This window comes from Geomicrobium halophilum (assembly GCF_014207655.1).
GTDB lineage: Bacteria > Bacillota > Bacilli > Bacillales > Marinococcaceae > Geomicrobium > Geomicrobium halophilum.
Window position 1 is genome coordinate 1,176,749 of the sequence record NZ_JACHHJ010000001.1, and the last position, 18,372, is coordinate 1,195,120.

General features: G+C 43.0%; 16 protein-coding genes. 2 read left to right on the plus strand and 14 right to left on the minus strand.

Translation table 11 applies throughout. From position 1 onward, the window contains the following. Positions 1-215: 215 nt before the first annotated feature. Entirely contained in the window at positions 216-377 is a 162-nt protein-coding gene (locus HNR44_RS05785) for a hypothetical protein (protein ID WP_184403122.1), read from the plus strand. A gap of 672 nt (positions 378-1,049) precedes the next feature. Here HNR44_RS05785 and glnA read toward each other — a convergent pair. The 5 genes from glnA to HNR44_RS05810 form a co-directional block, all read right to left on the minus strand. After that, the gene (glnA, locus tag HNR44_RS05790) at positions 1,050-2,405 is read right to left on the minus strand and encodes a type I glutamate--ammonia ligase (RefSeq protein WP_184403123.1); all 1,356 of its coding nucleotides are present in this window, start codon (positions 2,403-2,405) and stop codon (positions 1,050-1,052) included. 144 nt (positions 2,406-2,549) lie between these two features. Next, positions 2,550-2,906, minus strand: a complete 357-nt coding sequence (locus HNR44_RS05795) for a MerR family transcriptional regulator (RefSeq protein WP_184403585.1) — start codon at positions 2,904-2,906, stop codon at positions 2,550-2,552. Positions 2,907-3,053: 147 nt separating this feature from the next. Then, positions 3,054-4,310, minus strand: a complete 1,257-nt coding sequence (locus tag HNR44_RS05800; protein WP_184403124.1) for a methionine gamma-lyase family protein — start codon at positions 4,308-4,310, stop codon at positions 3,054-3,056. Between the two features lie 19 nt (positions 4,311-4,329). Next, on the minus strand, positions 4,330-5,571 hold the full coding sequence (gene hflX, locus HNR44_RS05805; protein ID WP_343069421.1) for a GTPase HflX: 1,242 nt from the start codon (positions 5,569-5,571) through the stop codon (positions 4,330-4,332). A gap of 33 nt (positions 5,572-5,604) precedes the next feature. After that, positions 5,605-6,513: an AAA family ATPase gene (locus HNR44_RS05810; RefSeq protein WP_184403126.1), complete on the minus strand. Its 909-nt coding sequence runs from the start codon at positions 6,511-6,513 to the stop codon at positions 5,605-5,607. Positions 6,514-6,618: 105 nt separating this feature from the next. Between HNR44_RS05810 and HNR44_RS05815 the strand changes: the two genes are divergently transcribed. Further along, a complete protein-coding gene (locus HNR44_RS05815) occupies positions 6,619-7,602 on the plus strand; it encodes a tyrosine-type recombinase/integrase (protein ID WP_184403127.1) in 984 nt (327 codons plus the stop codon). Between the two features lie 107 nt (positions 7,603-7,709). Here the strand turns inward: HNR44_RS05815 and hfq are convergent, their stop codons facing one another. The 9 genes from hfq to miaB form a co-directional block, all read right to left on the minus strand. Further along, entirely contained in the window at positions 7,710-7,934 is a 225-nt protein-coding gene (gene hfq, locus HNR44_RS05820) for an RNA chaperone Hfq (protein ID WP_184403586.1), read from the minus strand. 60 nt (positions 7,935-7,994) lie between these two features. Next, entirely contained in the window at positions 7,995-8,939 is a 945-nt protein-coding gene (gene miaA / locus HNR44_RS05825) for a tRNA (adenosine(37)-N6)-dimethylallyltransferase MiaA (protein ID WP_184403128.1), read from the minus strand. Beyond that, positions 8,896-9,723 (minus strand): class I SAM-dependent methyltransferase, encoded by an 828-nt coding sequence (locus HNR44_RS05830; RefSeq protein ID WP_184403129.1) that lies wholly within the window; start codon positions 9,721-9,723, stop codon positions 8,896-8,898. Before HNR44_RS05830 ends, miaA begins: the two co-directional genes overlap by 44 nt. Positions 9,724-10,018: 295 nt before the next feature. Then, positions 10,019-11,893 carry a DNA mismatch repair endonuclease MutL gene (gene mutL, locus HNR44_RS05835; RefSeq protein WP_184403130.1) on the minus strand — a complete coding sequence of 625 codons (1,875 nt, stop codon included), beginning with the start codon at positions 11,891-11,893 and terminating at the stop codon, positions 10,019-10,021. Between the two features lie 21 nt (positions 11,894-11,914). Next, positions 11,915-14,506: a DNA mismatch repair protein MutS gene (mutS, locus tag HNR44_RS05840; RefSeq protein WP_184403131.1), complete on the minus strand. Its 2,592-nt coding sequence runs from the start codon at positions 14,504-14,506 to the stop codon at positions 11,915-11,917. Positions 14,507-14,617: 111 nt separating this feature from the next. Further along, positions 14,618-15,283: an outer spore coat protein CotE gene (gene cotE, locus HNR44_RS05845; protein ID WP_184403132.1), complete on the minus strand. Its 666-nt coding sequence runs from the start codon at positions 15,281-15,283 to the stop codon at positions 14,618-14,620. Between the two features lie 159 nt (positions 15,284-15,442). Continuing rightward, positions 15,443-15,922, minus strand: coding sequence for a Dps family protein (locus HNR44_RS05850; protein ID WP_184403133.1), 480 nt, complete (start codon positions 15,920-15,922; stop codon positions 15,443-15,445). A 382-nt stretch (positions 15,923-16,304) separates the two neighbouring features. Continuing rightward, a complete protein-coding gene (locus HNR44_RS05855) occupies positions 16,305-16,715 on the minus strand; it encodes a YlbF/YmcA family competence regulator (protein ID WP_184403134.1) in 411 nt (136 codons plus the stop codon). Beyond that, positions 16,712-18,313, minus strand: coding sequence for a tRNA (N6-isopentenyl adenosine(37)-C2)-methylthiotransferase MiaB (gene miaB, locus HNR44_RS05860; RefSeq protein WP_184403135.1), 1,602 nt, complete (start codon positions 18,311-18,313; stop codon positions 16,712-16,714). Before miaB ends, HNR44_RS05855 begins: the two co-directional genes overlap by 4 nt. Between the last annotated feature and the right edge of the window lie 59 nt (positions 18,314-18,372).

Sequence of the window (18,372 nt, forward strand, 5' to 3'; positions counted from 1 at the left end):
TGATATCAGTCTATGTCAAAAGCCCAAATCCGTTCTTGCGCATTCAATGTTTTCCCGTTTTCGGTAAGTAACGTCACAAGTGCCGCTACATTTGATCGGACCAGCTAATAAAATATAGAGATCTTGAAAAGGAGGAGGGATATCCTTGTGTAGGCATCACTTCGACGATTGCTGTGGATGTAAGAAGCACCAGCACGGTTGTCATAAGATTAGGCATGACTGTGAGAGAAAAAAATTTCATTGTGGTGGTTGCCCGAAACATGTTCATAACCATTTCAAAAGACATCATGACTGCTGCTTTAGGCATCATAGATGCTTTGGCTGCAAATGCTGCTGTGCTTGCCACAAATGTCATTAATGACATCAGACTAGTATAAAAGATGCGTCGATTTTCATGGGTCAGTTTGGGAAAAGCAGCAATTACTAGATCAGTAAGGAGATCTGCTTTTCCCTTTATTCATATTAATACGTACGACAACACAATCTGGCCCTATCCACCGTATTCTAAGAACTTCTTTATTGTATCAACTACGGATTCTTAGAACCATAAATCAAAAATCTCCTTTTCCATACATTCGCATAATTCTCAAACTAAAATAACACCAACACGCTCAAAGTATTGGTGTATCAGGAGGAATTATGATAATAATGTCTATGGTACCTGAACCCACACAAGTTTTTGGCTCCGCTATTCTTTAAAGTCATTAACAAATCATTCGTTTTGCAAAGACTGACAACTGCACCGAATATCGTATTTTCAGGCACTTCACAAAGAGGAACATAAATAAAAAGCAGCTTCCCCAAAAATGATTCAGGAGATCTTGGGACATGGATTCATGCAGATCACAGCGGACGCGTACAACCATGTAAGCAACCGGATTGAACGTGACTCACTGGGTAAACACTAGAAACGTTTTCAGTTCGTGATTTTATCACCGTTTTTTTATTTCGTGACGTTTTCGTGATTTTTCACGTGGCGATCGGTTCATACAACACAAAAAATCACGAAAAATAAACCCTCAATCCTAATGGATCAAGGGTTCCCACTTTTAATACGTTGACATGTATTGCTCTCGCTCCCAAGGATGAACTTGCACGCGGAACATGTCCCATTCAATTTCTTTTTGTTCAATGAAGTGTTCGACCGCGTGTTCACCGAGGGCTTCAAGAAGAACATTATCTTTTTTCAATTCTTCAAGTGATTCTTTTAAGCTTGGAGGAAGAGCTTGGATTTCTTCTTCTTCACGCTCTTTTTCATCCATAATATAAATGTTACGATCCGTTTCAGGCGGCGCTTGTAATTTACGTTTCACCCCATCAAGGCCGGCTGCAAGCATAGATGCCATAGCAAGATATGGGTTTGCCGCAGGATCTGGACTTCTTACCTCGATTCTTGTACTTGCTTTACGAGAAGATGGAATGCGAACAAGCGGACTCCGATTACGAAGGGACCATGCAATATAAACTGGAGCTTCATAGCCTGGAACAAGACGCTTATATGAGTTTACAATCGGGTTTGTAATTGCCGTGAATGCTTTTGCATGATCCAATATACCAGCGAGGAACTGCATAGCAGTTTCACTTAATTGTGTTTGTGTATTTTCATCATAGAAAGCATTTTTCTCTTCCTTAAACAAGGACATATTACAGTGCATCCCTGATCCGTTCACACCGAACAGCGGCTTCGGCATGAATGTTGCGTGTAAGCCATGCTGGCGGGCAATGGTTTTAACGACGAGCTTAAACGTTTGAATGTTATCACAAGTCGTGACAGCATCCGCATATTTAAAATCAATTTCATGTTGCCCTGGAGCAACCTCATGGTGAGAAGCTTCAATTTCAAAGCCCATGTCTTCAAGTTCTAAAACGATATCACGACGGCAATTTTCACCCAAGTCTGTTGGAGCAAGATCAAAGTATCCGCCCTTATCATTTAATTCCATGGTCGGTTCGCCTTTTTCATCATTCTTAAATAGGAAAAATTCCGGTTCAGGGCCAATGTTGAAATCGGTAAATCCAAGATCTTTAGCTTCTTGAAGAACATTTTTAAGAACACTACGAGGATCACCAGCAAATGGTTTTGGCTCACCTCCAGGTTGTTGAGGCGGCTCATAAATGTCACAAATTAAACGAGCAACTTTCCCTTTTTCTGGTGTCCAAGGAAAGATCACCCATGTATCCAAATCTGGGTATAAGTACATATCCGACTCTTCAATACGAACGAAACCTTCAATGGAAGAGCCGTCAAACATCATTTGGTTGTCGAGTGCTTTTTCCAATTGGTCAGTTGGTATTTCCACATTTTTAACCGTTCCTTGCAAGTCTGTAAACTGCAAGCGAATAAACTTGACATTTTCTTCTTCAACTAACCTTGTAATGTCTTCGCGTGTGTACGACTGTGCCATCTTTTAGCCTTCCCCTCTATAAAAATAAAATGATTTTCCTACAAATTTCTACTTGACCATCAGGACCAACTCGTCCTGTAGTCGTTGAAAATTTGTATGATTTATGTGTGACTTTCACCAAAAAGGCGAAAGGTACCACTATAACTAATGAAAAAAATGGGAGAGCTGACCTTGAATCATCGATGCTTTATAGGCATTCCCTTGGTGGAGTGCCTCCCATTTAATTTTTTCATGCACACGTTTTGATTCTTCTCTTTCCTGTTCGTTTTTACGCTCCTCTTTACGGCGGCTATCGAGCATTTCCTTAATGCCAGCCATATTAACCCCTTGTTCGAGTAACTGTTTTATATCAAGTAAACGATCGACATCCGCAAAAGAGAACAGCCTTTGATTTCCTTCAGTTCTCGCCGGTTGTACAAATCCATGGGATTCATAGTAGCGAATTTGTCGCGGTGTCAAGCCAGTTAAATCTTTTACGATGCGAATGGAGAACAAAGGCATGTGTAAACGATCACTTTGTTCCACGGTTCCTCCTCCTTTCATTCACATCTAAACGCTTATTACTAAATCTTCAATCTGCTTCATATTCTAAGGGATATATTTATACATGTCAACTTCTTTTACTTGAATATGTTAATTTTTTTAACATCAAATGGAAAGCATCTCATCTAAAGCGTACGTAACGGCAAGTTTTACGTGAACAAATGAGAGCCCACCCTGTATATAGGCTATATATGGAGGTTTCACTGGGCCGTCAGCACTAAGTTCAATACTGGCTCCCTGGACAAAGGTACCCGCAGCCATAATGACATCCCCTTCATAGCCTGGGAGCGGTCCTGGAATCGGCACAGCGTGTGCATTCACCGGTGAATGTTTTTGGATGCTTTGGCAGAAAGCAATCATCTGGTCACGATCTTGGAACGTCACCGATTGAATAAGATCTGTTCGAGGGGTAAAGGGTTTCGGATTTGTTTGGAAACCTGCTTTTTGTAAAAGTGCTGCTGTAAATTGGGCGCCTTTCACCGCTTCGCCTACGACCATTGGGGCTAAAAAAAATCCTTGAAAGGCATTGTCGAGAAAGCCCCCCGTAGCCCCCGCATCCATTCCGATGCCAGGTGCACTTAGTCGGGAAGCTGCCGCTTCGACAAGCTCTTTGTTTCCAGCGATATACCCGCCTGTCTTTGCCAGCCCTCCTCCGGGATTTTTGATTAACGATCCTGCCAATAAATCTGCGCCAACGTTTCCTGGTTCTTTTTCTTCCACAAATTCTCCATAGCAATTATCAATAAATACGTAAATGTGGGGCCAGTGGTTTTTTATGTAGTCAATTTGTCTTTTAAGTTCCCGAATCGGAATCGACGGACGTTCATCATATCCGCATGAACGCTGCAATACGATCCATTTCGTTTTTGAATTCACCATTTCCCATAACTTTTCAAGATTAACTTTACCTTCTGCAGTTAAGGGAAGGATACGGGTATGTATATGATACTCTCTAAAATTTCCAGGGCTGTGTCCAACAAGCCCAAGAACTTCTTTCATCGTATCATACGGATTTCCACTCGCATAAATGATTTCATCTCCGGGACGAAGATTCCCGAATAAGGCTGCGGTGATCGCATGGGTGCCGGAAACGAATTGCGGCCGCACGATTGCAGCTTCGCTCCCAAGCGCATGGGCGTAAACTCGCCCAAGCGCTTCTCTTCCTTCATCATCATAGCCATAGCCATCTGAACCTTGCAAATGATGAGAGGAGATCTTTTCTCGTTGATACGCTTTTAACAATTTTCCTTGGTTAATTTCAACGATGTTATCGATTTCCTGGTGGATTGGATTCAGCTCTGTTTTTATTTCCGAGAGCCACTGACGGATGAGTACTGGGTGATTCAGTTCTTCTATATTCATGCCTTTAAAACTTCCTTCTTTATTCATTATCTTTCTTTTTGTATCGCCCGATTTGTGGGTGATCGCTAAATGCATAGCCTTCAAGCTTGTACATTTCTGTTTCCTCTTCGAACACCTCGTTCTGAATGATTGTCGTCTGCCGTAAGTTATGCAATGTACCGCCATCACTTGCCGGTATATGAATGGAGTAATAAGACATTTGTTCGATTAACTCTTTCTCCATAAGAGCGAGAAGTTCGTCAATATTATCGTGGTCTTTCGCACTAACATACACCCATGGTCGTTTAACGTTTACCGCCGGTATACTATCTGCTTCGAGATTTTCTGTTTTATTCAATACTGTAATTATCGGGATTTGTGTTGCGCCAAGTTCAGAAAGTAACTGCTGAACGGTTTGTTTTTCCGCTTCTGCTTCATGACTTGTACCATCAATGACATGAAGAAGTACATCTGCATCGGCTACTTCTTCCAGGGTGGCACGGAAAGCAGCGATTAATGTCGTAGGCAGGCCACGGATAAACCCTACTGTGTCACTCACTCTAACCGATAATCCTGAAGGCAAACGAAGACCCCGCGTCAACGGATCCAAGGTTGCAAACAGCAAGTCTTCTGCCCGAGCTTCTTCATTCGTTAAAGCATTTAACAATGTGGTTTTTCCAGCATTTGTATAACCGACAAGTGTGAATTGCGGTTGGTTTTGTCTTTCCCTTTGATGACGGATCGTTGCGCGGTGTTTTCGAATTTGTGCTAGATCTTTTTTTAATTCGTCCATTCTTCCCTGGATATGACGTCGATCCGTCTCCAATTTTGTCTCGCCAGGCCCTCTCGTTCCGATCCCGCCCCCGAGCCGTGAAAGGGCATGCCCTTGTCCCCGCAACCTTGGAAGCAAATAGGTCAACTGCGCTAACTCTACCTGTATACGACCTTCTTTGGTACGCGCACGATCAGCAAATATATCGAGGATCAACTGAGTGCGGTCGATGACACGAGCATCCGTCCTTGTCGTTAGCGACTGTCCTTGCCGCGGGGACAACTCCCCGTTAACAACGACCACATCCGCTCCCCACTCTTCAACGAGCTCTTTAATTTCAGTCACTTTCCCTTTTCCAAAGTATGTTGAAACATCAGGGGATGGACGGTTTTGGATTGTTGTTGCCATCACCGTCCCTCCCGCCGTCCTTACAAGACTTTTGCACTCTTCTAAAGAAGCGTACGCAGATGCATAGGTCTCGTCTTCACTGATCACGGCTGTGATGATCACTTTTTCCAAATAACATTCCTCCTGTGGTATTGTTTATTTAAAATCAACGTCAGTTAATGTACGGAGTGCATCTTTATTATCTTCATTCTTTTCACGCATCGTTCGAACAGCATGATTCCGTATCGCCTGCTCAACTAAATTTCGGATGTAACGACCATTACTGAAAGGTTGAGGGTTCAAATGAGCCTTTTGCTCCTGCACTTGTTTTCGCAATCGCTCTTTCGCTTCCATTGTCCAAATGTAATCACGGTCGACAAGCATATCTTCTGCGATCTTCATCAGTTGAGCTACCGTAAAATCAGGAAACTCAAGTTGGATAGGAAAACGAGATGGAAGTCCGGGGTTCATATGGAGAAAGCGGTCCATCTCGGTTGAATAGCCGGCAAGTATAAGCACAAATGGATGGAATTGGTCTTCCATTGCCTTTACAAGGGTATCGACCGCTTCTTTCCCGAAGTCTTTTTCTCCACCTCTAGCAAGGGCATAGGCTTCGTCAATAAACAGAATGCCCCCTTCTGCTTTTTGTACTAACTCCCGCGTTTTTTGGGCAGTTTGCCCGATGTATTCCCCGACGAGATCCGCTCGCTCAGCTTCGATAAAATGACCTTTCTCTAAAAAGCCTAATTCCCGAAACATGTCTCCGAGCAAACGTGCGGCTGTTGTTTTGCCTGTTCCAGGACTCCCTTTAAAAATCATGTGCATGGATTGTTGCTTCGTTTTTAATTGATGTTTTTCACGACAACGGTTAATATGAATCCAGGCATAGACTTCACGAATAAATGTTTTTAACTCAGTGACTCCTATAAGCCTATGCAATTGTTGTTCCGCTTTCTTTAATACATAGTGATCGGGATCATCTGCTATCGATTCTATATTTTGTTGCTCACGATCCTTAAACAACACACGAATACGCGATTTTGATTGTATTTGTTGTGCGCTCATGCGGATCCCCTCCGTTAAATATATATCAGGGCACTTGCCCATAGTTTACGCAACAGAGGGTGAAGATGTGAATATATATCTCATTTTAGGAAAGGAAAGTCCGTTATGCATCCGCAAGGGGAAAAATTGCCAAAAGAAGCTCAGCATTTTCTCGATTTCTTAGCTTCTCGAGGTCGTAAGCCATCCACGTTACGAAGATACGCATATGACCTCGCTGATTTTTACAGCTTTGCATTCATTCATGGAGATCAGAAAACCGCATCAAATGATTTATTAGATCCTTCTCTTCTCGAAGATTATTTTGCATTCATGATCGAAAGGCGTAAATACAATCATAAGACAACGAAAAGAATAGCTGCCGTTTTGAAGCGTTATTTTTATTTTCTTTCACAAACATATGGTCTTGGCTCCAATCCGATGGAGAGCGTTACGCTGCCACCAGCGGATGACGAAAAGATCACTCAGGATCATTTATTAAGCGCTGGTGAAATCCGGCAATTATTGACGAGCATCGAATCGGATCTCGGTTTAAGTGAAGAACAGGCACAAGCACGCCCCCTTCTTGCCCCGCGCAACAAAGTGATGATACAACTGCTTCTACATCAAGGCTTGCGTCTTCAAGAATTGCATGGACTGAGCCTGGATGATGTAAATTTTGGTACGGGTACGATGACTGTTTCACCGGAAGACGGAGAAGTAAAAAAAAGGGAAATTCAGCTTTCTAAAAACGATCGTCGTGATCTCCATCGTTATGTGCAGATGATACCAAAGCCTGTTCGCCCTTATCCAGGCGAAGGGCACCCCTTGTTCGTTTCCTTTGATTTCCAGAAACAAACCTACCGCTGGTCTTATGAAGATGATGAGCCAAAGCGGTTAACGATCGTCGCTATGCAAAAAATGATTCGTGAAGAATCAAAGCGAGCGGGCCTAGCCCCCGGAAAAAGCGCCCAGCATTTTCGTCACACTTATATTGTTTCTGCCCTCAAGCATGGACATACACTCGAAGAACTTCAAGAAAAACTCGGCCTTCACTCTGAGCTTGTTTTGCTGCGTTATCAAGAATATGTAAACCACATTCGCTCAAAGTAGATGTTCAAAGGAGCTCATAACAGTCGATTCGCCCGAGTTTCTTGAAAAAGTTTCCCGAGATGCCTAAAACAAAACTCCGTCCCAATTGGGCGGAGCTGCTAATCCTACTATTCATCATTAGGTTCCAGCTGGAGTTGCACGTTTCGCTGTGGAGCAAATGTAGAGATGGCATGTTTATAGATAAGTTGCTGCTTACCGTCCGTATCAATAACGATCGTAAAGTTGTCAAAAGCCTTCAAAAAACCTCGAATTTGAAAACCGTTCGTTAAAAAAACGGTGATTGGTATATTATCCTTTCGTAGCGTGTTTAAGAATTGATCTTGTTTAAGAATTGATCTTGAATATTAATATTTTTCATAATCGCGCTAACCCCCTCTGGACTCTCTCATCCTCTACTCTTTCGACATGCTTGATAATTTTCCTGCAAGCTCTCTACAAATTCCCTCAAAAATTTCTTTCTCCTTACCTAATTCCATATTAAACCAACTTACATTCTCTTTGTTTCGAAACCAGGTCAGTTGCCTTTTCGCAAATCTTCTTGAGTTTGTTTTTAATTGTGTAATGGCTTCTTCAAATGTACTCTCACCATCAAAGTAAGTAACGAGTTCTTTGTAGCCAATACCCTTCATCGCTTGCGTGTAGCGGATCCCATTGTCATATAAGGTACGCACTTCCGATAGTAATCCTTCGCCTAGCATTTGCTCGACGCGCTCCTCAATACGGGCGTACAATCTCGTACGTTCCATGGTCAATCCAACTAAGACCATCTCATATGGGCGGGGTTGTTGGTTTGTCTGAACTACCGGTTCTGGTGTTTCTTGTCCTGCATATAAAAGTTCAAGCGCGCGGATAACTTTACGGATATTACGGGAGTGGATCCGTTTGGCTGCTTCCGGGTCAAGTCTACGCAATTCTTCGTAAAGGCTGTTTTCGCCCCCTTCTTGCGCAGAGCGTTCTTCCAATTGTTTCCGCAGCTCAGGTTCAGCTGGAACTTTATTAAACGTCCAATTCGCCGTTATCCCTTTAATATACATCCCTGTACCGCCAACGACAATAGGCAAATGGCCGCGATCGTGAATCTCATTGATTTTTTGGAATGCATCTTTCTGAAACTGTGCTGCTGAATACGTTTCTGTTGGATCTAAGATGTCTAAAAGGTGGTGGGGAATACTTTCCTGTTCTTCGGCAGTTATTTTTGCTGTGCCTATATCCAGGCCTCGATATACTTGAAAGGCGTCACCATTAATGATCTCCCCTGAAAACCTTTTCGCCACTTCAATGCTTAACGCCGATTTACCAACGGCTGTCGGTCCCACGATGACGATCACAGGCTTCATCGTTACAACCACCTTTCTCGTATATGACACCGTAACTAATCGAACGATGATTCTCCTGACTTTCAAAACCCAACTGGGAAAAGAGTAAACTTCCCCGCTCAGTTTTAAGAACCACCGCATGCCTGGCCACTCTTTTTGCTTCCTTAACTACCGTTTCTGTCATTACCCCTTCTTCTACAAAGGGACGAAGCGGTGCTAAGTGATTAGAATGTAATCGTGGGTTTTTAAACATCGGGTCTGCATAGACCACATCAAACGAATTGTCCGCTGTTTTTTGTAAGTATTGCAGATGGTCGCCTTCCACTACTGAAATCCGTTGCATTGCCGCTTTTAATCCCGGCACTTCTTCTTGCCAATACGTAAGCCCTCTGGCAACAATCTCTGCAATATAGGCGTTTTTCTCTATGCCGACGATAGAGCCGTTTTCTCCAGTGACGTGAGCCGCTACGATGCTATCAGCACCGAGCCCAAGCGTTAAATCAAGAAACGAATCTCCACGCCTTAGTCTAGAAATCGACACGAGCGGATCAAGTTCCCCACGCAACATTCGTTGAACACGTACCTTTGCCATACTTGGATGAAAAAAAAGCGGCTGATCGCTATAGGCAGAATACAGCACATCCCGTCCATGTTTTCCAACCATGTAAACGCTATCCGATTGTTCTAAAAATGAGTGGATCGTACGTCTGTAACGTTTCTGATAGACTCCGGAAAAACGTTCACTCAACTGCAGTCCCCGTTCAACCATTTCCGATGTCGGATTGCGACTTGTTGTTATTATCATGAGCCATTCACCTATTTTCCTTGCCCTAAGTGTACATGGATTTTTATTTTTGCACAAATAAAAAAGGTGCAGTTGACAGCGCCGCACCTTTTTTATTCTTTAATTTTTATCCGATTTAGCAAACGCGAATAGCCCAATCGCCATAATAACCGCGATTAAAACTGCTATAAATGAAATACCGAGCACCGCGAGCCAGTCCATTCCTGTCAATTGGTTTCTCCCCTTTTCTCCTCTTTTATCTTCATTTTATCAAAGTATGGGACATGTAGCTGTGACGAACTGTTGACGATTTAGCCTACATGACCCGTTTAAACATCTTTTCCAGTTCGTAGCGGGTAATGTGGACGTAGATCGGCCGACCGTGGGGACAGGTAAAAGGATCCTCACACCCCCGTAAATCTTCCAAGAGCGCAAAAATTTCATCCTGCCTTAAATGCCGATTCGCTTTAATTGCCGCCTTACATGAGATTAATGCAGCCGCCTCTTCTCGTAAGCGACCGATATCAGGCTTCTCTATGGTGAGGATCTGTGCGATCAGCTCTCGAATCGTTTCTTCTTCCAAGCCTTTAGGAAACCAGGATGGGTGATCTATAATCCGAAACGTATGCACCCCGAACATTTCTAAATTTAGTCCGATTTGATCTAAGGCTGGAGCTAGCTCTTCAATGCGTGCAGATTCCTGCGGAGTAAACGTCATGGTAAAGGGAACCAATAGTGATTGGCTAGTTTGTTCAGGCTGCCCTAGTTTTGTCCGGTAGTATTCATAATTGATTCGCTCTTGCGCTGCATGTTGATCAATAAGGTAGAGCCCGTCCTCGTTTTGCGCCAAAATATAGGTGCCATGCAGCTGGCCAATTGGATACATTACAGGCACGCGCTCTCGCTCACGATCATTTTCCGCCAAACCCAAATGATGTTCATCCATCAGTGGCCGCTGTTCTTCATCTGCTGGATCTTGTTGTTGTTCTAATGAATCAGATCGTTGACTGCCTTTTTCCTTTTTAACAGGGTACTCTTCAATATCGGATTTCCCCTCTTGTATAGATTGCCCTGAAGCTGGTGATGATACACTAGTTGATGTTACCTCTTTTACTTGTGGGGCAAATGTGAGCGGCAATTCTTTAACTTCCTGCACTGGTTTGGATGGCGCTGAAACATCTTTTTCTTTCGTTTCCGGAATAAGCGTCTCTTTTTGTAAACGCGTTCGTATCATTTCACTTATTTCATGAAGTAACTCTTCTTCCTTACTTAAACGTACATCCCATTTCGATGGGTGAACATTGACATCAACCAACATCGGATTCATCTCAATAGCGATAACCACAATGGGGTAGCGGTGAATGGGTAAAAGGGTTTGGTAAGCTTTTTCGATCGCTTTCATAAATGGAAAATGTTTAATGTACCGACCATTGATAAAAACGCTTATATAGTGCCGGCTTGCCCGGTTAATATCTGGCTTAGCGATAAACCCGGAAATCTCAAAGTCCTGAGAATCGCGGGAAACAGCGAGCATATTTTCTGCTACTTGTTTACCGTATACAGCGTAAAGGACATCTTGTCGGTTTCCCTTCCCGTTTGTAAAGAGGAGTTGTTTTCCATTATGAACAAATCGAAACGAAACATCTGGACGTGCTAAAGCCGTTCGATTAATAATATCTGTAGCATTGCCAAGTTCCGTATTGACCGTTTTCATGTATTTCAAACGAGCGGGGGTATTGAAAAAAAGCTCTTCTACAACAATCGAAGTTCCTTGACGCGCCTTAGCCTTTGTACGGGCGATCAAGCGCCCTCCCTGATAACGAAGCTGAATCCCCGCTGCATTATTTTGAGCAGTCTCCACCGTTAATTTTGAGACTGAGGAAATACTTGGAAGTGCCTCTCCCCGAAAACCGAGTGTTTTAATTTGATGAAGGTCGTCTTCATTTTGAATTTTACTCGTTGCGTGCCGCAAGAACGCCTGTTCAACCTGATCAGGAGCGATTCCGGTTCCGTTATCTAATACATGAATTCGCGAAAGGCCGCCTTCCTCTAATTCAATATCAATACGAGTACTTCCAGCATCCAACGCGTTTTCCACGAGCTCTTTCACTACCGAGGCCGGCCGTTCAACCACTTCACCAGCTGCAATTTTATTGGAAAGCGTTTCTTCAAGAGTAACGATGGCATTCATTAGTCAACCTCCTCATGTCAATCACTTCGAAGAACGAAGCTGTTTTTGCCATCCTGAGATTGCTTGCAGAGCCTCAATTGGCGTCATATTCAACACATCAGCCTCACGTACGTATGTAGCAATTTCCTCAATTTCAGAATCAATGCCCTTTCTGGAGGTCTTAGCCGGTGGTCTTTCTTCATACGTAAAGAGTGGCAACTGCTCATGCTGCAGTTTTAATTCAGCTTCTGATTGCTGCTTTTCTTGAGGCTTTTCATACTCCGTTAATAGCGTTCTCGCCCTCTCAATTACGGAATTAGGAAGATTGGCCAACTGAGCGACATGAATACCATAACTTTTATCCGCCCGTCCTTCCTCTATTTTATGCAAGAAAACGACCTCTCCGCCTTCTTCCGTTGCTTTTACGTGGACATTCCATAACCGTTGCAGATGTTCTTCCAAGACGGTTAATTCATGATAATGAGTGGAAAATAACGTTTTTGCGCCGACGTCTTCATGAATATATTCAATAATGGCTCGAGCAAGCGCCATTCCATCGTACGTGGAAGTCCCCCTGCCAATTTCATCCAGCAGGATAAGGCTATCCGCACTTGCCTCTTGTAAGGCATGCTTTGTTTCGACCATCTCCACCATGAATGTACTTTGACCGCTTACCAGGTCATCCGCAGCACCAATGCGTGTAAAAATCCGATCAAACATCGGAATTACAGCTTCATCTGCAGGCACGTAACAACCAATTTGTGCCATGACAGCTATAATGGCAATTTGTCGCATGTATGTGCTTTTTCCAGCCATATTTGGACCTGTAATTAACAGCTGTTCACGATCTTGGTCCATATAGACATCATTATCGACATATGCGCCACTCTGCAATGTTGTTTCGACAACAGGATGGCGGCTTCCTTTTAACATCATCGTTCGGTCATGAGAAAACTGAGGACGAACATACCGTCTTTCCTCACTCACACGAGCAAAGCTTTGCATAACGTCAATATAAGCGATCATTTTTGCAAGTTGTTGTAGCTGCGAAATATAGGCGTTAGTTTCTTCTCTGACTTGCTTAAAAAGATTCAGTTCAAGTTGTTCCATTTTTTCTTCCGCTTCCAAGATCCGATTTTCCATATCTTTTAAATCGGGTGTGGCAAAACGTTCAGCGTTCGTTAGTGTCTGTTTCCGTTCAAAGCGGTCGGGAACGTTTGCTAACTGCGCTTTAGAAACTTCAATATAGTATCCAAACACACGGTTAAAACGTACTTTTAAATTTTGGATGCCCGTTTTTTCACGCTCTTCCTGCTCCAGGTTCGAAAGCCATGTTTTTCCATTTTCACTTGCTTCTCGATATTCGTCCAATTCCTTGTCATATCCGCTGCGAATCATGCCCCCTTCACGTATCGTAACCGGAGGCTCGTCTACAAGAGCAGCTTCCAATCGTTGAAGTAACGGCTCGCATCGGTCGACCTCTTCTGTTAGATGTGTTCCCTCCTCCCCAAGGAAAGGCAAAATCTCCAAAATCCCGGGGATTTGACGTAAAGAATTTCTCAATTGGACGAGTTCACGCGCATTCACATTTCCGTACGCCACACGTCCTGCTAATCGTTCAAGGTCATAGACGTCTTTCAGTCTTTCCTGCAATTGTGCACGGGAAAGCACCTCATCAACCAATTGATTGACAAGTGTTAACCTGCGTTCAATATCCGTTTTCCTCGCTAACGGCTGCTCAAGAAAACGTTGTAATAGACGGCCTCCCATCGCTGTACTCGTATGATCAAGGAGTTGGTAAAGAGAACCCTTTTTTTTCCGCTCTTGAAGCGAAGCGGTGAGTTCCAGATTACGTCGAGTATGTATATCCATTTGCATATACTCTTGCATAATAACCGTTCTCAATGGCTGCAAGTGTGCAAGTGCCCGTTTTTGCGTACGACCCAAGTAGTTGAGCATTTGGCCGAACGCTTTTTGTATTTGTAGATTGGAGCCTTCGTAAAGGTGTTCATAATTTGAAGGGATCTCCTGGTTTTTTTCATAAGAAACAGTAAAAGGCGCGGCATTCTTCCATTCCTTCCATTCAGGAAGAAGATCATCCTCATTTGGAAAAATCACTTCATGCAACCCGTCAACCATGAGTGCCCGTTCAATGTCAATGACTGCAGAACCAATCACACCGCCATCTGTTTCTCCAGTCGTTAGGTCAGTGCGAACATAAGCGGTATACCCGTTCTCATTGTTCGATAACGAGGCAATGTAGTGATTGTTGTCAGCCTTTAGAGCCTTCTCTTCCATGATGGTCCCAGGTGTAATAACACGAATGACCTCACGCTTAACGACTCCTTTTGCGCTTTGTGGGTCTTCAACTTGTTCACAGATAGCAATTTTATATCCCTTTTCAATCAACCGGGTAATATAATTTTCTGCCGAATGATAAGGGACCCCACACATCGGGGCCGCATCTTCCCCCTTGCCCCGTCTAGTTAGTGTAATCTCCAGTTCGCGCGCAGCTAATTCGGCATCATTGAAAAACAGTTCATAGAAATCACCAAGTCGAAAGAATAAAAAAGCATCTTCATATTGGCGTTTAATATCATAGTATTGCTGCATCATTGGTGTGGTTTTTGACACAACGATTCCTCCACTATCAAACTACTACATAAAATTATATCATAAGAGAGACACTATTCGCTCGATGAAACATCATATGACGTGAAAAAACCAGAGGATGTCGTCCCCTGGTTAATCTTTCTTATCGCTATAATCCGGTTCCCTTTGTTTCCCTTCCTCATAATGATATCCTTGATCTCGATCTGAATGAGAACCATACGGGAAATCAAAATCATGAGGACGTCTTCCCAGAAAATCTGGTTCAATCTCGTCTTTTAGCTCTTGATCAGATACTTGCTCCTCCCACTTAATATCACGGTAATATTCATCTTCCTTGTCCGGATGGATAAGAATGCACACTTTTGTTTCCCCAACGACTTCGGCAGCAAATTCTCTTTCCACTTCGACGCATACTTCCTTCTCTTTCTTGTCAATGGATGCTTCAAGTGTATTCGGTTGTTTTGTCGCCCTTGCAATCACATCTAAATCATCGGTCATCACTTCATCTGAGCGCATCGTAAGCGGAATAGTTTCTTTATAAGATACTTTTTCAGTCGCTACATCGGTTTTCGTATTATTATCATACGAATACCAGACATTAATATCATAGTCTCCATTAATTTCGACACTATCTCCTTTTCGTTTAGCGTCATACTTGTGGTTAATCACCCAGCAGCCGAGGATGCTCGTCGGACGATGGTTGGGCTTGATCGAATGAGTCGTTTTCGAGAACTTTTTTCCCTTTCCACAAACTGCTTTTGTAATGATTTCACGGTAATGCTCCTTATTTGTAGCCAAGTGACGGTCCCTCCCTTAGTATTCGTCTTGGCGGCGTGTTCATGCCTCTTCTTCATATGTATGAGCAGTTTTCCTGTTCATGCCCCCTGATTAGAAAAACTTAGCTTACCAAAAGCATATTAAAAAAACCCGCCGACATCGGCAGGTTTTTGATCAGAGTTATTCTTTTCCGGAATAAGCCCGTAGCATCCAGGCATCTTGTTGATAATCGCGGGCGATATCTTGTACGGCATCGGCAAGGGAAAGTGCTTTGTTGTCTTCAAGGTTTTCCACAAGTTCTAGTAATTGTGAGCTGAGCGCTTCTAAATCTGCGGTTAATGTCTCCACCATTTCATCCTTGTCTTCCGTACCGGTTGCCTCATCGATGGTGGCCACAGATAGATAATCCTTCATCGTTGCTAATGGCTGTACTTTGATCGCGAGCATCTGCTCGGCATAATCATCGATAAAACCTTGCGTTTTGTTATACAATTCCTCGAATTTCTGATGAAGGGAGAAGAAATTCGGCCCTTTTACAAACCAATGATAGTTATGCAATTTTATAAACAACACGTTTAAGTTCGCAAGTTCCCTATTTAAATCTTTTTCCAATACGCGTGCACCTTGTCCTTTAATTTCAGTTGTTGTACGTTTTGCCATGCGTATGACCTCCTTATAAAGTACGGCTGTTTCATGATTACAATGACTATTATATTATAATCATTATAATATAACAACCATTATTAATAAATCTGCGTTGCTACTTATCTGTTTCCCGGATGTTGGCGATTATATGCCTCTTTTTCGTAAAAAATTTAAAAAGAATACAAAACACCCCTTTACCGCTTGTGGCAAAGGGGTGTTCAGGATCAATCGCATAGTTCTAAAAAAAATGAAGTTAATAACGCCTCGATGCTGTCTCCATAATTTCCGCCAAGTCCTACAACGACTGCTTTTATACCTTTCACCTTCTACAACTTTTCTGTATACCTTGATGTAAAAAATAGCTGACCATGGAAGGTACATGGCAGCTATTCGTATTTTATCCTATTACATTTTGATTCTCTGTCTCGGATTCTTTACCGTTTCGATCAGTAATTTCGTTTGTAACCGCATTGGATATGGTCGTTGACACGAGCTGAAGCACTTCATTGACATCAGTTTGGCTTTGCTTAAACTCTTTTACAAGCGGTATCTCATCAATTTCAGCATGCAAGGCATTGATTTCTGCTTCCTTCTTCTTGACACCTTCTGATTTATTATAATGCTTTAAGTTTACAAGCTCTTTTTGCTTGGATTTAATTTCGTCAATGAGTGATTGTATCTTTGTATTTTGATTAATCTTTTCCTCAGCCTTGATAAAAAAATCAACTTCTTCGGTGTCAACGATCATTTTTCCAAGGTCTTTTGCCTTATCAAGAATCTCATCCTTCGTATACAACCGCTCGTTCATACGTTTTGCACCTCACTGTATTCGACCATTTGAGCATCTAGAGACCACGTCTTTACGTCAGTAATCTTTACGTTTACAAGTTCACCTATGGAACTTTGGGGAGCACGTACATTCACCAGTTTATTCGTGCGCGTTCGCCCTGCCAAAACTTCAGGGTTTTTCTTACTTTCCCCTTCAAGGAGCACTTCTACAGTTTCCCCTCTCAATTTCTCATTGCTTTTCGCCGATAAGTCGTTCACCACTTCATTTAATCGCTGCAGCCGATCACGCTTAACATCTTGAGGCACGTTGTCCTCCATACGTGCAGCTGGGGTTCCTTCCCGCGGGGAATAAATATACGTAAACGCACTATCGTAATCCATCTCTTTGACCAATGATAACGTATCTTCAAATTGCGCTTCTGTTTCATTCGGGAACCCGACAATCAAATCCGTCGTAAACGTCGCGTGCGGCATAGCTGTTTTAATTTTACGAGCAAGTTCCACGTATTCTTCCCTTGTGTATTTCCGCCCCATTAACTTCAAGATATCACTATTTCCATGTTGTACCGGTAAGTGGATATGTTCAAGGAGATTATCCCCTTTTGCGAGTACCTCAATCAAGCGATCATCAAAATCACGGGGGTGGCTCGTCGTAAAACGTACACGCGGAATATCGATTTTGCGGATTTCATCCATTAAGTCACCGAGTCCGAAACCATCTTCCAAATCCTTCCCATACGCGTTTACATTTTGACCGAGCAAAGTAACCTCTTTATACCCTTGTCTAGCAAGATCACGGATTTCATGAATAATGTCTTCAGGGCGTCGGCTTCGTTCTTTGCCACGTGTATAAGGAACGATGCAATACGTACAGAACTTGTCGCATCCGTACATTATATTTACCCATGCCTGTATATTTCCTTGGCGACGACGGGGCATATTCTCTATAACATCCCCTTCTTTCGACCACACTTCAACGACCATTTCCTTACTGTGGATCGCATCCTTTAATAAGTTAGGTAAACGATGAATGTTATGTGTACCAAACACTAGATCAACATGTTGATGTTTTTGCAAAATCCGGTTGACGACATTTTCCTCCTGGGACATGCAGCCGCACATACCGAGAACAACCTCGGGACGTTCTTTTTTTAAATGTTTTAAGTTCCCAATCTCACCGAAGACCTTATTCTCCGCATTTTCCCGGATGGCACACGTGTTTAATAAGATGACATCGGCATCATCAGTGGAATCCGTTGCTGTGAACCCGAGTTCTTCAAGGATTCCGGACATATTTTCTGTGTCATGAACATTCATCTGACAGCCGTACGTGCGAATGTAGTAACGCTTGCCGCGGCCAATATTTTGCATATCCTCCGGGATGCTGAAATCATAGTGAAATTCAACATCTTGACGCCGGCGCCGTTGGCCCTTTCGATAGTTTGGCTGGTCATTGATTTTAATACTACGACCGCCAATACGCATGACTTCCTGACCTTCCTCGTTTTCTTCAACCGTTGCATTGGAGAAGTCAAAGTACTTGCTGTAATCTTTATTTACACTGCTTTTTGCAGTTTGTGATTGGGTTTGTTGTTGACGGCGTTGTTTTTCGTTCATAAGCCATCCCCTTTCCTACATTCCTACCCTTTAAAATTATAAAGCTTCCAAGACGTTAA

Excerpts from the sequence above, each read along its gene's own strand:
- HNR44_RS05785 (WP_184403122.1), top strand. The coding sequence starts at position 216 with ATGACTGTGAGAGAAAAAAATTTCATTGTGGTGGTTGCCCGAAACATG.
- glnA (WP_184403123.1), bottom strand. The coding sequence starts at position 2,405 with ATGGCACAGTCGTACACACGCGAAGACATTACAAGGTTAGTTGAAGAA.
- HNR44_RS05795 (WP_184403585.1), bottom strand. The coding sequence starts at position 2,906 with ATGCCTTTGTTCTCCATTCGCATCGTAAAAGATTTAACTGGCTTGACA.
- HNR44_RS05800 (WP_184403124.1), bottom strand. The coding sequence starts at position 4,310 with ATGAATATAGAAGAACTGAATCACCCAGTACTCATCCGTCAGTGGCTC.
- HNR44_RS05810 (WP_184403126.1), bottom strand. The coding sequence starts at position 6,513 with ATGAGCGCACAACAAATACAATCAAAATCGCGTATTCGTGTGTTGTTT.
- HNR44_RS05815 (WP_184403127.1), top strand. The coding sequence starts at position 6,619 with ATGCATCCGCAAGGGGAAAAATTGCCAAAAGAAGCTCAGCATTTTCTC.
- miaA (WP_184403128.1), bottom strand. The coding sequence starts at position 8,939 with ATGAAGCCTGTGATCGTCATCGTGGGACCGACAGCCGTTGGTAAATCG.
- HNR44_RS05830 (WP_184403129.1), bottom strand. The coding sequence starts at position 9,723 with ATGATAATAACAACAAGTCGCAATCCGACATCGGAAATGGTTGAACGG.
- mutL (WP_184403130.1), bottom strand. The coding sequence starts at position 11,893 with ATGAATGCCATCGTTACTCTTGAAGAAACGCTTTCCAATAAAATTGCA.
- HNR44_RS05850 (WP_184403133.1), bottom strand. The coding sequence starts at position 15,922 with ATGGCAAAACGTACAACAACTGAAATTAAAGGACAAGGTGCACGCGTA.
- HNR44_RS05855 (WP_184403134.1), bottom strand. The coding sequence starts at position 16,715 with ATGAACGAGCGGTTGTATACGAAGGATGAGATTCTTGATAAGGCAAAA.
- miaB (WP_184403135.1), bottom strand. The coding sequence starts at position 18,313 with ATGAACGAAAAACAACGCCGTCAACAACAAACCCAATCACAAACTGCA.